At 50.0% G+C, this 16,052-nt stretch carries 8 protein-coding genes and 1 pseudogene; 7 read left to right on the top strand and 2 right to left on the bottom strand.

Annotated features, from left to right (window positions below; genetic code table 11):
* Positions 1-98 precede the first annotated feature (98 nt).
* Positions 99-1,564: pseudogene (locus J7E85_RS17185) on the bottom strand (cellulase family glycosylhydrolase).
* 345 nt (positions 1,565-1,909) lie between these two features.
* Positions 1,910-5,371: a stalk domain-containing protein gene (locus tag J7E85_RS17180; RefSeq protein WP_215159778.1), complete on the bottom strand. Its 3,462-nt coding sequence runs from the start codon at positions 5,369-5,371 to the stop codon at positions 1,910-1,912.
* 332 nt (positions 5,372-5,703) lie between these two features.
* Here J7E85_RS17180 and J7E85_RS17175 point away from each other — a divergent pair, with 332 nt between their 5' ends.
* The 7 genes from J7E85_RS17175 to J7E85_RS17145 all read left to right on the top strand — a co-directional run bounded on the left by J7E85_RS17175 (position 5,704) and on the right by J7E85_RS17145 (position 15,997).
* Positions 5,704-6,021, top strand: a complete 318-nt coding sequence (locus J7E85_RS17175) for an ArsR/SmtB family transcription factor (RefSeq protein WP_215159776.1) — start codon at positions 5,704-5,706, stop codon at positions 6,019-6,021.
* A 64-nt stretch (positions 6,022-6,085) separates the two neighbouring features.
* Positions 6,086-6,568, top strand: a complete 483-nt coding sequence (locus tag J7E85_RS17170; RefSeq protein ID WP_215159774.1) for an SRPBCC family protein — start codon at positions 6,086-6,088, stop codon at positions 6,566-6,568.
* A 130-nt stretch (positions 6,569-6,698) separates the two neighbouring features.
* Complete coding sequence (locus J7E85_RS17165) at positions 6,699-7,706, top strand: C45 family autoproteolytic acyltransferase/hydrolase (RefSeq protein ID WP_215159772.1); 1,008 nt, start codon at positions 6,699-6,701, stop codon at positions 7,704-7,706.
* 397 nt (positions 7,707-8,103) lie between these two features.
* Entirely contained in the window at positions 8,104-8,805 is a 702-nt protein-coding gene (locus J7E85_RS17160) for an ABC transporter ATP-binding protein (protein ID WP_215159770.1), read from the top strand.
* Positions 8,806-8,818: 13 nt separating this feature from the next.
* Entirely contained in the window at positions 8,819-12,136 is a 3,318-nt protein-coding gene (locus tag J7E85_RS17155; RefSeq protein ID WP_251035780.1) for an FtsX-like permease family protein, read from the top strand.
* Positions 12,137-12,414: 278 nt separating this feature from the next.
* On the top strand, positions 12,415-14,145 hold the full coding sequence (locus tag J7E85_RS17150; protein WP_215159768.1) for an ABC transporter ATP-binding protein: 1,731 nt from the start codon (positions 12,415-12,417) through the stop codon (positions 14,143-14,145).
* Positions 14,138-15,997: an ABC transporter ATP-binding protein gene (locus J7E85_RS17145; protein WP_215159766.1), complete on the top strand. Its 1,860-nt coding sequence runs from the start codon at positions 14,138-14,140 to the stop codon at positions 15,995-15,997. The genes J7E85_RS17150 and J7E85_RS17145 overlap by 8 nt, the downstream gene beginning before the upstream one ends.
* Positions 15,998-16,052 lie beyond the last annotated feature (55 nt).

The raw sequence follows: 16,052 nt of genomic DNA, 5'->3' as shown, positions 1-16,052 counted from the left end.
TATGCAGCTGTTCATCTGCGGTCGTAGGTCAAAGGGGTGGTGAGTGCAAAACGGCCTGTGGGAAAGGTTCCCAGCAGGCCGTTAATGATATATGTGTCCTAAGAGGCGTTACCGGTTACGCTGCTTCCGCTTTTTGCAAGATTGTAGGTGATGACCTCACCGCTCCAAAAATGGAACTTGAGAATCACTTCTCCGTCTCTGACCTATTAAAAAAGGTAGGCTTGAGCTTGATTTCACCGGTCGAGTAGGAAGGGGAGAACGTATACTCAAACTCTTTAAAGGAGGTCCAGTCCTGTGGTCTTGCATTTCCTCCCGTTTCATATACCGCCTCCATCGTGGCTAGCTGATCTCCGTTGAATGTCGTTGGAATGCTGAACGAATCAGTAGTTCCCTGCGTGTTGAGCAGCACAGGCTTATCATGGAAGATGACCCTGAAATTCCAGTCCGCACCGCGGTTGAATTTGGCCGCCAATACAGCATTCACGCCGAATTGGCCGGATGAAGTCAGTCTGGACAGCAGGCTGGATGTAAACATGATCGTATTTCCGTTAAGCATATAATCCTGCCCGGCGACGAGCAGTTGTCCGTTTGTGCTGACTTCGGTTAACGTGTTGTCGTTTAAGTTCAAAGGTATGCTTTTATCCTGGGCAGCAGCTCCCTTTTTTAAGAAGATCAGGTCGGTGTCAGCGGTCGATGAGCGCCCGCTCCAACCCGCCTTCATGATGTTGTACAGCTCCGGATCGGACCAGGTAAAGGCGGTTCGCTTAAAGTGCTGGCCGTTGTCCCACAACATATGGGTAATGTTCTTCTGTTTGAGATAATAGGTTAGATATTCAAAGAACTTCAGTTTCTCCCCCTGCTCAATGACTCCCGTGCTCTGATCGAAGCCAGCAGTCCGTATTCACCCAGGATGACGGGAATCCCTCTGGCGATGAGATTGGCATCATTCAGCTTGGTCATGGTGTTGTACAGCTCGTTCATTCTCTCCTGAGTTGGAGACGCCCCCAGGGTAGATAGCACAAGTGGCCGGGTTGCATTGCGTGCTCCAGAGCCGCGGACGATCTGATGGAATGACATATGAAGTTCATCCAACATCTGAAATGCTTTCGTCTCGTCAGTGGTCCCGCCATCCTAGAAGCGGGGTTCATTGACGCTCTCAAACATCAGTTTGTTGGAATGCTTCCGGAAGCGATAGGCCACTTGAGTCCACACGGCGTTGTACTTGGCAACCACCTCGTTGCGATTGTGCTCCATATGGCTAGTCCATAGCCAAGAATCGTGATGGAGGTTGATCATTACGTACAGATCAGCTTCAAGCGCCCAATCAACAACCTCTTGTACCCGGTCCATGTAAGCGGCGTCAATGATATAGTTCGGTCACGGCATCCAGCGAATTGCCAAGGTTCCAGCCGGGCTGCATATCATTGACGTAGGCTTGGGGATTTTTCTTTGGAGATCTTGGATGTTCGTTTTTTGTTGCGGATGCATAATAAGGGAACATGGAGATGACCAAAGAAACGATGAGGGCCAAGGAACAGATGGATTTCTTATTCAGGATTATCATTAGCATCTCCTTTGTCATGAAGTTGTAAATCGGTGTTTAACTAGAGTGACTAAGTGTGAGGTATCTGTCGGATGACGAGGTTCCAGCTGTCATGAGAATTTTAAAGGTAGACATTCACCTCCAAAGTTTATTGAAGGCGCTTTCTAATTTACAAATTATCATATTTTCCCATTTGGAAGTACCCGGATAATTCGTCATAAAATCATGTGGAAATTAGTTATGAGATGCAGGTGGTTACAGAAAGGGGGTTGATGGGTGGGAGGGGATAAAAAGAGCTGTCCCTCATGGTCAAATTGACCGAGGGACAGCTCTTTACGTTAGAGAATGTTGAAATTCTACCTTTGACTAAGGTTTTTTAATTAAAACAAGCGTTTTGGATGCTTCGGATAAAGGTGCTACGGATTGAGCACTCGAAGCGATTTTCTTATCTTTCCCCAGTACGGACAGGACATAAACGGCGTATTCCGTATTGTCTTTAATGTCTTTTCCGTAGGCATCTTTGGCAGGGATATCAATCAGAGTCGAGATATCTTTGCCATCGGGATTTATTGTTGCGTTCTTATCTTCTTTGGCAGCGGCTGCTGTTGCAGCTTTAAGATCGAAGTTCTTGATGTTGTCTTTCTCTACAAACAACAGGCGGTATGCCGTAATGTTGCGCTCATCGATCGCCTTCTTGAAATCGACTTGAAGCTTCCCGCTTGCATCCAGCTTGGCTGCAACGCCCGTTGTTTGGATACGGTTCAGAATTTCAAACTCCGCAGAAGAATTGGAGATGCTGTTGTTGGTAGAAATGGTTCCATCAGCAACAGCAAGGATGTAAACCCTATATTTAGTACCAGTTACGATAGCTGCACCGTTGACGTCCGCTAAACCTGCGGACAATTTGTGCTCGATTCTGTTAGGAGATGGCGATACCTTCGTATACAATTGTTCCTTGGTGACTTTGTTGGCGTCGTCCAGTCCGAAACTTTGGTTGCTCGGTACGACCATGATTCGATATTCTTTAACACTTCCTGAGGAAGGATTAAATTTGACAACAATGTCGCTGCTATTGCCGTTGGTGCTTTCAATCCCGGCATACACGTCCGAAGGAACCGTGACGGCGGTACCCGTAAGCTTGATTGGCGCAGATGGTGCCGACAGGGCGTTGTTGCTTCCATTGTTGCTTACGGACAATACGAATACTTGATAATCCACCATATTGCGAATTGTCTCATTGTTAACATCTCTTGTTCCAGGTCTCAGAACATCCTCAAAATTGGAGCCGATCGGTACTCTGTCGAAGTAAGATACATTGTTAGCTTGAGCTACATTAAAGTTACCAGCGTTAGCTTGCTTCACGACCATGATCCGGTATTCCTTAATGTTGGTTTCATTTGCAGCCTTGGTAAACGATACTTTCAAGTCGCTTGCGTTATTATTATCGCTCACATCAGCTGCCGTAACGTTCGTAGCTTTCCCAACTTCCGTCACGCCTTGAATCGTAACGGCATTAGAAACCGATGAAAGTGCTCTGCCGTAATTCGAGTAACCTACCGACAAGATATACACTCGGTAGCTTGAACCTCTTTGAATGAGTTCCCCGTCGCTATCCCGGGTCGTGTTTGCTAAATCCCGAGAGATAGTTCTGCCGGTTTTGTTAACCGTGGTATAATTCCCGTTATCATAAGCTTGGGACACAGTCAGGCTCTTGGAAGACTTCACAACGAGAATCCGGTAATGTTCGATGAAGTTTTCACCATTAGCAGGATTGAAGGCGACTCGAAGGTCGCTTCCGTTACCATTATTGCCGATAATGGACAAGGTTGGCGTGGAAACAGGGTTTACATTGCCCTGATTGTTGTTTCCAAGCGTAATCGATGAGTAATTGGATAATGCATTGTTATTGCCCGAATATCCTACGGACAGGACGTATACGCGATAGCTGATACCATTGCGAATCAGCTCTCCATCGATATCACGACTGTTGGAATTCAGGGTTTGAGTAATGTAGTTGCTGCTGTTATTCTTATTGATTTGAGTGTAATAATAGCTGTTGTTTAAGTTATTGGCTCTATTCAGATCAAAATAACTATCAGATGATTTTACAACGAATACCTGGTAATAGCTGATGTTAGAACGATCAGACGGCTGGGTGAATGACACCTGCAGATCGCGTCCGTCATTGTAGTTGTTCACGTCAGTGACGGACAGATTGGTGACTGCGCCCAGATTGGTGCTGGAACTCAAGATGATGGAGTTCGATGGAGCAGACAGCACGTTATTATTGGAGTTACTGTAGTCCACGGCCATGACGAATACGCGATAGTGCACGCCGTTACGAATCGTTGCTCCATCTACATCTTTAGCACTCGACGCCAGCGTTAAGTTGTTGATGTTATTCCCGGTTTTGTTGACTTGGGTGTAGTTGTAGCTGGACACAGCATTGGCTTTGCTCAAGTTGAAGCTGCTGTAATTGCTGTCCTTTACGACAAACACGCGATAAGAGTGAATGTTGGATTCGTTGGATACCTTGTTAAAGCTTACGCGAAGATCGCGGCCATCACCATGATCGCTGATATCCGTCACCTGCGTAATGGATGGAACCGTTGCGGTTCCCGTGTTGAGCGTGATGGAAGATGAACCTGAAGACAGGTTGCTTGCAAGCACACTCTCGTTGCTGCTGACAGATAGGACAAACACAGTGTAAGCGACACCGCTGCGGATGAGCTCGCCTGAAGTATCGCGAGCAGAGGAACTCAGCGTCGTGGACAGCGTTGTATTCGTCGTACTGGTTTTGCTCACCGTCGTATAATTCTGACTTGGGACGGATTTAGCTGCCGCCAGATTAAAGTTGGCAACATCCTTCGTTTTTACCGCAAATACGCGATAGTTAGTTACATTGCTCTCGTTCTGGGCACGCGTGAAGCTGACCTGCAGATCACGGCCATCGCCGTAGTCGCTCACATCGCTTGCCTTCACGTTGGTTGCTCCGTTCACCGAATTGGTGTTGGTCAGCGTCAACGACGGCGAAGCCGAGGAAAGGGCATATGTGCCGCCTGTGCTGCTAACTGCCAATACGTAAGCTTTATAAGACTGGTTATCGCGGATAAGATCATTATCCACATCCCTTGAACTCGACGTGAGGGTCAGAGTCTGATCCGAGCCGGACGGGTACACCGTTGTGTAAGCTGCGGAGGACACGCGCTGTGCCTCTGATTGGTTTAACGTCTTGGACTGCTTCACAATCATCACGCGGTAATGCGAAATTAATGATTCGGTCGACGATTTGGAGAAGCTGACCTGCAGATCGCGGCCGTCGCCGGCGTTGCCGATGTCCCGAAGGGTCACATAATTCACCGGTACGATACCGGTATTATTTCCGCCGCCGCCTGAATTGTTCGTTGTTTTGACGGTGACCGTTTTCGTTTTGGAATTCCAGCCGATTTTTTGGCCGAGGGCTTCACTTACGAAGCGCACTGGAACCATGGTATTTCCTTTTAAGTTTTTCGCCGGAACATCCAGCGCTACCGTCTTGTTATTGATGGTGGCCGTCTTGGAGTTAATTTTTAGAATGACGGTTGTGCCATTCTTGGTCGCTGTGACGGTTTTCGTTTTTTGATTCCACTTGACCGAGGCATCCAAGGCTTCGAAGATGGATCTCATCGGAAGCATGACGCGTCCTTGGATCATGATAGGTGCTTGAGGCGTATACAGCTTGACACCGTCAATCAAGACGCTGATGTTCACTGCCGCCTGTGCCTGCGATTGGAATGTCATGGGGATTAACAGTATAGCTGCTAGCAAGGCAGTCCATATTCTTTTCACACACTCAACCTCCTGAAATTTAGCTTTGTTATTATTTTCCTCTACAATATGACGCATTGGCTTAGAATAAAGTTTCAACTATAACATCGGCAATGCAAAAATATTTTTTAGTACTGATCATAAATAAGGGAAGAGACAGCAGACGTCTGCTGTTTCCTCCCTTACTGATATTGATTAATATTGTTTAACTGTGTCAGTCCAGCCTAGGATCGATCGGGTAACCGCATCATATATATTCGGCGGGTACTCGGCGATGCGATGTTTGTTCAAAGCTCGCGTCCGCTTTTGTGTATAGCTTTACAGAAATATAACTGAATAGTAATATAGTAAACATGTTGAACGATAACCTTTTTGAAGTATTGGCAGAACCGAACCGCAGGACCATACTGGACTATTTGCGTGTGAAAGAGTACACGGTGGGCGAGATGGTAGATCTCATTCAGCTCAGTCAACCAGGCGTATCAAAGCATTTGCGCATCTTGAGGGAGGCTGGTCTTGTCTCTCTGCGGAAAGAGGCTCAAAGGCATGTGTACAGCTTGAATGCCAAACCTCTGGAGGAAATCCACGACTGGCTGGAGCCTTACCGACACTTCTGGACAAACAAGCTGGATGATTTGGAGAGGCTGCTGGATGGGGATGAATCTCCTTAAACATCGGAATGTAGTTTGATTTAAATAACCATTTTGAATAAAACATTCCTGAGGAGGGTGAAACATGCTGGCTGTTGTACAGCAAGACGAGTTCGGAACGAGCGTGCGATTTGAACGCCGCCTGAAGCATTCAGTGGAGAAGGTGTGGTCTTATCTGACGGATAATGACAAGCTGACTCAATGGTTCTCGGAGCTTAAAGTGGAAGATTTGCGCCAAGGCGGCAAAATTACATTTGATATGCAGGACGGAACGTTCGAAGAATTTGAAATTACGGACTATCGGGAGTTATCGGTATTGGAGTATACGTGGGGAGAGGACCGAGTGCGTTTTGAGCTGCATCCCGAGGCGGCAGGCTGTCGTCTGGTGCTTATTGAGACGATAACGAAAATTACGGATCATACACCGAAGGATATTGCCGGTTGGGACGTATGCCTGGACGTCATTGAAGCATTGCTGGAGGACAGGACGCTGGAATCGCGCAAAGATGCCTGGTCTGAAAAATATGAGCAATACGTTCGAATGTTTGAAACATTGCCCCGTGCCTAAAAATCTGCTCCGTCCAAGCATGTAAACATGCCGGGACGGAGCTTTTTTATTGGAAGATGGATGAAATGCATCTATAATCGGATAAGGGATATATTCCCATATGGAATACCGCCTGGGTGGAGGGGTTAAAATGCCGAATTACATGGTAAACATCTTGCAGCTTAGAGAAGATAACTATCACAATGGGCTGAAGCTGGGTCGCAGCCTGCGAAATCAACCGATATTAAAAGCTTTTGAAGCGGCCACCAAACCGGAGATCGATACGGAACAGTTGAAGAGCATCTATAACGAGTTTGCCCCGCAGCTGCTATCGGAGCTTGAAGGACTGGCGGAAGGATTGGAAATGCCGTTTCCCAAAGCCGCCGCTCTCCTAGGGGGATACGATGTTCCAGAGATCGCGGCCATGGGCTGTTCGGCGATGATTACCCCTTCGTATTACGTAAGAAATTACGATTTTACGCCTGCGTTTTACGATGGTTATTTTACCGCTGCCCAAGCCGACCAAGGTTTGGCGACCGCAGGTTATAATTTGCAGGCGCTGGGCCGGCATGACGGGGTTAATGAAAAGGGGCTTGCCGCCGGGCTGCACTTTGTGAGCTTTGACGGATACCGGACGGGCCTGTCGCCATGGGTCGGCGTTCGAATGATATTGGAATCATGCGCTACCGTAGGAGAAGCGTCTTATATGCTGCGCCATATTCCCCATGCGGCTTGCTATAACTTTTCAATAGGAGATGCACGAGGGAACATGGCCGTTGTGGAAGCAAGTCCGGATCAAGTCATTACCCGTGCGGGCGGGGAGGCTGCAATCGCCTGCGTTAACCATTACGAAGCGTTGACGGATAAGAACAGGCCTTCCATCGAGCATTCCCTTGGGCGTAAACGTTACATCGATGGCCTGGATGCCACACAGTTGACCCAAACCGAAGCATTCGGTTTATTTAAGGAGCGAGAGTCCCCGTTGTTTTTTACGGATTACGACGATTTGTTTGGAACGTTGCATACTTTTTCGTACTCCTTCGAAGAAGGGAGGGTCATGACTTCGCTTGCTCAGGGCGGCGTGCTTGATTTTTCGTACAGGGAGTGGGCCCAAGGCAAGGATCTCCATGAAGCGACGTTGACCGGGCATATCAATTGACAATAAATCCTGCAGAGAAGCGCTTCCTCCTAGGTGAGGAGGTGCTTTTTTTGTGCTGCTCGGGCTTTTTCCAATTTGGAACATTCTGTGACATTGCCTTCGCGGGGGATGCTGCGTTTTCTTTGGCCGATTTGTTTATGCTACACTGGTTTAAAGGACGATATCATTGAATGAACGCAAGTAAACAAGGAGTCTAACTACAGAGAATGCACAAATACGAGACATAGCACAATGGCCGCGACACATGCCGCAGGACATATCCGTACGATGCTGAAGGACATACTCGTACAACAGGTGAGCAGCCCTACAGCTAGAGCATCGGACAAGCCGCCTTGGATTACATAACTTTATATAACGGCAAGCCGATATTGCAACCATGAGTTGGGAGTGGAGTAACATGGCTTTTGTGAGCATAAAGGATGAATATAAGCGCTACCGGATGGGAGAGACCACCATTGTAGCCAATGATGGAATCAACCTGGAGATCGAAAAAGGCGAGTTTGCGATTATAGTCGGTCCCAGCGGCGCAGGCAAATCCACGGTGCTGAATATATTGGGTGGCATGGATACCGCGGATGAGGGACAAGTACTGGTGGATGGAACGGATATTGCCAAGTTTAACAGCAAGGAGTTGACCGGCTATCGGCGCAATGACGTCGGATTTGTGTTTCAATTTTATAACCTGGTTCCCAACCTGACGACAAAAGAAAATGTGGAACTCGCTTCCCAAATTTCTCCCCGGGCTTTGGACGCGGAGCAAGTACTGCGGGATGTAGGCCTGGGTAATCGTCTGAACAATTTTCCGGCACAGCTGTCCGGCGGGGAACAGCAGCGGGTAGCGATTGCCAGAGCACTCGCCAAGCAGCCGAAGCTGCTTCTCTGCGATGAACCCACGGGTGCGCTTGATTACCATACGGGAAAGCAGGTGCTGAAGCTGCTCCAAGACACCTGCCGCCATACCGGAACGACGGTTATCGTCATTACGCATAATTCTGCCCTGACGCCGATGGCGGATCGGGTCATCGAGATCAACAATGCCAAGGTTCGGAACATGGTTTTGAATCCGGCCCCCGTTTCTGTAGACAACATCGAGTGGTAGGGAGATACATATCATGAAGAAAAGAGCGCTGTGGACTGATATTTTCCGGGAAATATCGCGGACAAAAGCTCGGTTTCTGTCCATTTTTGCCATTATTATGCTCGGCGTCGGTTTTTTTGCGGGGATCAAAGCCACGGGTCCTGACATGCTGGATACAGCGGATCACTACTATAGTGATTTAAAGCTGATGGATCTTAAGGTTCAGTCCACCTTGGGTCTCGAACAAAGCGATATCGAGAAGCTGAAGTTGGTTGCCGGAGTGGACGAGGTTCAACAGGGCTATAGCGCAGACGTATTCCTCGGTGACAGCGGGCGGATCGCGAAGGTGCTCTCCTATGACCCAGGAAATAATCTGAATCAATATGTGCTTACAGAAGGCCGAATGCCGGAGGCCACAGGGGAAATCGTCATCGACGCAGGAGACCGCGGAAATGAATTTAAACTGGGGGATCAGATTACCTTTGCCAATCCGAATCAAGAAGTCAACCTCAAGAAAAAGTTTGACCACCTAACTTACACGGTCGTGGGAAGGGCGAAGAGTCCGCTGTTCATCAGCAGCATGAGCCGGGGAACGAGCGGCATCGGAAAGGGGACAGCGGATGTGTTCGCCGTTATACCGGAGAAGGACTTTAAACTATCTGTATATACGGAAGCCTACCTGACCTTTCAAGACACCGCTGAATCAGCTCCCTATACGCCTGAGTATGACGAGAAGATCAAACGGCACAAAGAAGCGGTAGAACTGGCACTGGAGACCATGCCGCAGGAGCGGCTGACAGAGGTTCGCGTCAACGGTCAGAAGAAGCTGGATGAGGCCATGGACAAAATCGAGGATGCCAAGAAACAGCTGGCCGATGCGGAGCAGAAGTTAAATGATGCGAAGGTCAAGCTGAATGAAGGCGAGCAATCCTACCGCGATGGCGTCAACAAGCTTCAAACCGAGCTGGACCAGGGGCAGGCCAAGCTGGATTCCGCGGCCAAAAAACTTGCCCAAGGCAGAGCGGAGCTGAAGCGGAATCGGCAGCAGTTGGAGCAAGGACAATCCCAGCTTAAGATGGGTCAAAGTCAACTGGATCAACAGAAGTCGGAGCTGGCACCAAAGCTGGCACAAGGGCAGCAAGTAGCGAAGGCGCTGCAGCAAATCTCCGGTTTAGATCCGGAGGGCATACCGGAAGAGCAGAGGAAGGAACTGCTCTCGGCGGCTCAGGCGGCCGATCCGAAACTAGGAGCAGCTACTGCGGGTTTCATGGGAGGCACATTGGATGGCGCTGCTTTGCAAAAGGCTGCCTCTGCGTTCCAGAGCGGTTTAAACGAAGCTTCCCTGCAGCTGGATAACGCTCAGCAGAAGCTGCATGCAAGCCGAGCAGAGCTGAAAGAAGGACAAGCCAAGCTTCGGGAAGCCGAGCGTCAGCTCGTGCAGGGTGAAGCTTCGTTGAAGCAAGGAACGGAGGAGCTTGCTGCTGCTAAACAGGCAGGGGAAGCCAAGCTCGCGGATGCGAAAGCGGAGCTTAGCGAAGGGCAGGCGGAGTACCAGGAAGGTCTAAAGAAATTTAATGAAGAAAAAGTAAAGGCTGAGCGGGAAATCACCGATGGCGAGAAGGAAGTGGCGGAGGGACAGAAGGAGCTGGATCAGCTCGAGCTGCCCAAAGTCTACGTCATGGACCGCGGCGTCAATCCGGGGTATACCGAGTACAGTGATAATGCGGACCGCTTATCTTCTATTGCAACGGCATTCCCGGTGTTCTTTTTCCTGATCGCCGCCCTCGTCAGCCTGACAACGATGACCCGGATGGTTGAGGAGCAGCGGCTGCAGATCGGAACCTTGAAAGCACTCGGATACAGCAACCGGGATGTGATGAAAAAATTCCTGGTCTATTCGACGCTGGCCAGTGTTGCGGCCTCAGCAGCCGGACTGGCTATCGGCTTCACCTTGTTTCCAGCCATTATCTATGATGCTTACGGCGCTTTATACAATCTGCCGGATGTGAGAACGCGATTTTATCTCAGCTACAGCATCATCTCGATCATCGTGGCTGTGCTCTGTACGACCATGACAGCTTATGTGGCAACGCGAGTGGAACTTCGAAGCAACGCTTCGGTCCTGATGCGTCCCAGAGCGCCTAAGAACGGATCCCGCATATGGCTGGAGCGAGTACCTTGGGTGTGGAACCGACTCGGATTTATTGGAAAAGTAACCGCCCGTAATCTGTTTCGCTACAAGCAGCGGATGTTTATGACCGTCTGCGGCGTTGCCGGTTGCACGGCTCTGATTCTGACCGGTTTCGGTCTCAAGGATTCCATCGGGGATATCGCGCCGCTGCAATACGGAAAGATCATGCAGCATCAAGCGACCGTTGTATTTCAAGACGATAACGGCGATAGCAGCATGCTGGAGGATTATAACAAGCGCATTGCGGATACGCCGGAGATTACGGGGATTTTAAATGTGACCCAAGAGGCGATGACTGCGACCGCCCCCGGGGTGAACGCCCAGGATGTGAGTTTGTTCGTGCCGCAATCGCCGGAGGAGATCGATTCGTTTATCGTCCTAAAATCCCGTGGGCAGGAGCAGACACTGTCACTGACGGATGACGGTGCAATCATTACCGAGAAGCTTGCCAAGCTGTTTGATCTCAAGATCGGCAGTACTTTCACCGTCCAGAACAGCGACAACGATCCTTATGAGATACGTGTAGCCGGGATAACGGAGAACTATGCGATGCACTACGTCTATATGACGCCGCTGTATTACGAAGAGATTTTTGATGGGACGCCGGAAGTGAACAGTCAATTGCTGACGTATGACAACAACAATCACGATCCGGAGTGGGAGGACCAGCTTGGAGAAACGTTAACCGCAAGCCAGCGGGTGGCGATGGTCAGCTTCACGAGTGGAGTAAGCAATGCCTTTAGTGATACGATGGACAGCATGAACGTTGTGGTGGTTGTCCTGATTGTATCTGCAGCGGCGCTCGCGTTTGTCGTGCTGTACAATCTGACGAATATTAACGTATCTGAGCGGATACGGGAGCTGTCAACGATCAAGGTGCTTGGCTTCTATGATAAGGAAGTAACCATGTACATTTATCGCGAAAATATGATTCTGACCGTGCTGGGGATCATAGCGGGCAGTCTGGGAGGCGTGTTCCTGCACCGGTTCGTGCTCCTGACCGCGGAAGTGGACGCGATGATGTTCAGTCCCGTCATCCATGGAATCAGTTACGGCTATGCGGCACTGCTGACACTGTTGTTCTCGGCCATTGTCATGGCCTCCATGCATTACAAACTGAAGCGGATTGATATGATTGAAGCGCTGAAATCAGTGGAATAGATATATGTTTCAACAAGAGAGCCCTATTCGAGAGGAGACAATCCTGAAGAATAGGCTCTCTTTTTCATCTCCGGTGTACAGCTCCCTACACATGTCAACCATTGCGTTTTGGAATGTGAATTCCCGTGATATTTTTAATCAGCCGGTAAGTTATAGGAGAAAATATATTATAATAGACATATCCAGCTCTTGTACGAACTAATATTGCTACTACATGAAGACCAGTGGGTAATTGATGATAGAACATGATAAAGGTCTTCAGCCTCGGAGGAATGCATATGGGAATGGTCTTCTCTATCTTGAAAAAGTACCGCGTAGCAGCGATTGCGGCACTGGTCATGATGCTGATTGAGCTCACCGTTGAGCTGATTCAGCCGCTGCTCATCTCTAAAATCATTGACGACGGTATTCAGAAACAGGATTTGTCCGTCGTATGGATGTGGGGAGTCGTTTTAACTGGAAGCGCTATTATTGCCTTTATAGCCGGGATATCCAGCTCTTTTTTTGCGGCGCATACGAGTCAGGGACTCGGCTATGATCTGCGTGATCAGCTGTATGAAAAAGTGCAGTCCTTCTCCTATTCGATATTTAACCGGTTTGCTACCTCATCATTGATTACTAGACTTACGGGTGACGTCACCCAGGTTCAGGATACGGTGTTCATGGGCTTACGGTTTATGACGCGTGTTCCGCTAGTTGTGTTAGGAAGCATTATCATGGCATTGGTAGTAAATGTGAAGCTGGGCTTGCTGCTTGTCCTTACCGTGCCATTGCTGTTTATTTTTATCGCTTGGATTATGAAGCGGGCAGCGGATGCGTTCCGCAATGTGCAGCAGCGACTGGATGCGGTGAACGGTGTTATTCAGGAGAATTTGACCGGGATCCGGTTGATTCGCGTATTTGTGCGCATGGGTCACGAGATTGAACGCTTTGGCCGTACCTCGGGCAAGCTGATGAGCACCACCGTCTCGACCTTGCGGTTAACGGAGACAACGATGCCGTTTATTCTTCTCATTATGAATGCCGGGATTATGGCGGTCCTGTGGTTTGGCCGCAAAGACATCGCGTCAGGCAGTGCCAGCGTCGGCGAAGTGGTTGCCGTCGTCAATTATTCTCTACGTTGTATTGGTGCCATGTCCGCCCTGTCCTGGGTTGTCGTTGCCTTCTCCCGGGGGCGCGCTTCCGCCCAGCGGACACAGGAAGTGTTAAAGACCGAAGAGGATGCAGCAAGCGCGGGTAAGGATAAAAATAAAAAGGTTGAAATTCAAGGGGGCGTGAAGTTCGAGCAAGTGAGCTTCAGCTACCCGGGCAGCGACATCGACGTGCTGACGGATATTTCCTTTGAAGCGAGGCCCGGAGAGCGGATCGCGATTATGGGAGCAACAGGTTCCGGCAAATCTTCGTTAGTACAGCTAATTCCACGGCTTTACGAGGAAGAGAAGGGGACCGTGCTCGTAGACGGAATGGATGCCGGATCGATCGATGAGGTGAATCTGCGCAGCAGCATCGGTTATGTGCCGCAGGAAGTGCTGCTCTTCTCCGGTACGGTCCGGGATAACATTGCTTGGGGACGCGAGGATGCTTCCATGGAGGAAATTAAAGAAGCGGCGCGCAGAGCCCAAATCCATGATACCATCGAGCATTTGCCTAAGGGCTATGATACGATGCTGGGCCAGCGGGGAGTCAACTTGTCCGGCGGACAGAAGCAGCGCTTGTCCATTGCACGGGCGCTCGTGCGAAAGCCTGCCATCCTTATTCTGGACGACAGCACCAGCGCCCTTGATGTCCGAACGGAAGGCGCTCTGCTGGATGCCCTGAAGGATTTGTCCTGCACGACGTTTTTGATCACGCAGAAGATCAGCTCCACCACTTCGGCCGATTTGATCCTGCTGCTGGACGATGGTCGTTTGATTGAAAAAGGGAACCACGACGCTTTGATGGAAAGTTCCGCTCTGTATCGACGCATCTATGAATCCCAATACGGAGAGGAGGCGCAGCAGCATGCTTAAGGCATTCACTGAACCGTTTCGTCATCCAAGACCGAAGTTCGATCTTGGCAACAATAAGGATGGCGGCCAGGGCGGTAAGCCAAAAGCCAAGGCCAAAAACTGGTCGGGCACACTTTCCAGAATATGGGCTTATCTCGTCCGCCGCAAAGGGAAGCTCGCACTTGTGCTGCTGATGGTGATGATCAGCTCGGGCTTGGCGCTGCTCGGTCCCTATCTGCTCGGCATCGGGGTGGACAAATTTCTGGATGATGTACGTAATCCGGACAGCTCCACCGACTCGGCCTGGTTGTATTTTCTCGTTGGCCTAGCCGCCGTCTATGTCCTTCAGGCTTTAACCACCTGGCTGCACAACGTCTGGATGATCGGCATCGCCCAAGAAACGGTGTACCGGATGCGGATGGATCTGTTCACGCATCTGCACCGGCTCCCGATTCCGTTCTATGGCAAGCGCCAACAGGGTGAGATCATGAGCCGTCTGACGAACGATATCGAGAACGTGAGCTCAACGCTGAACAGCTCGGCCATTCAAATCTTCTCGAGCGTGTTGACCTTAATCGGTACTTTATCCGTCATGTTATGGCTTAGCCCGCTCCTTACGCTGCTGACCTTCCTGGTTGTGCCGCTGATGATGATGGGGATGCGCTGGATCACCCGACGGACCGGTCCCTTGTTCAAAGAGCGTCAACGCAACCTGGGGGATCTGAACGGGTATATTGAAGAAACGCTGTCAGGACAGCGGATCATTAAGGCTTTTTCCCAGGAAGAACGGGTTGTACGCGAATTCGATGAGCGCAATCAACGGATTCGCCTTTCGGGCTTCTGGGCGCAGAGCATCTCAGGCTTTATTCCGAAACTGATGAACGGGCTCAACAACTTGAGCTTTGCGATCGTAGCAGGAATTGGCGGCATCATGGCGATTCAGGGACATATTACGATCGGCGTCATCATTATATTTGAGAGTTACGCGCGACAGTTTACGAGACCGCTGAACGATCTGGCGAACCAATGGAATACGCTGCTATCAGCCATCGCGGGTGCGGAACGCGTATTCGAAGTGCTGGATGAAGAGGTTGAAGCGAAGGATGAAGGGGCTGCTGTCACGCTGAAAAGCGTGGAGGGTGCGGTGAAGTTCGACAACGTATCGTTTTCTTATGAGAAAGACGGGGACACTCTGGAAGGAATCAGCTTTGAAGCGAAACCCGGCGAGATGATTGCGCTGGTCGGTCCGACCGGTGCAGGGAAAACCACCTTAATTCAGCTTCTATCCCGGTTCTACGATCCGGACAGTGGAAGCATTACCCTCGACGGGCGGGATATTTCCTCGATTCGCAGGGAGAGCCTGCGCTCGCAGATGGCTTTTGTGCTGCAGGATTCCTTCCTCTTCCAGGGCACGATCCGTGAGAATATCCGCTTCGGATGGCTGGATGCCACCGATGAGGAAGTGGAAGAAGCCGCGAAGCTGGCCAATGCCCACTCGTTTATCGTGCGGATGAAGGATGGTTATGACAAGAAACTCAAGCCTGACGGCAGCGGCATCAGCCAAGGCCAGAGGCAGCTGCTTGCGATCGCGAGGGCGATTCTGGCCAACCCTTCCATGCTGGTGCTGGATGAAGCGACAAGCAGCATCGATACCGTAACGGAGATCAAGATCCAGGAAGGATTGCAGCTGTTAATGAAGGGAAGGACGAGCTTCGTGATTGCCCATCGTCTAAATACGATCCGCTCGGCGGACCGCATCCTGGTGCTGAAGGATGGGCGCCTGCTGGAGCAAGGCTCTCATGATGAACTGCTGAAGCAGGGAGGATTCTATAGCGACCTGTATTACGGCCAGCTGAAACGAGCAGCTATGTAATATTGCACCAGTGACTACGCATTAAAATAGAATCAAAACCACCGGAGAGGCTTGA

Source organism: Paenibacillus sp. ISL-20 (genome assembly GCF_018613005.1).
Lineage (GTDB): Bacteria > Bacillota > Bacilli > Paenibacillales > Paenibacillaceae > Paenibacillus_AQ.
Note: the sequence above shows the minus strand (reverse complement) of the source record. Positions and strands in the feature narration are given on the sequence as shown.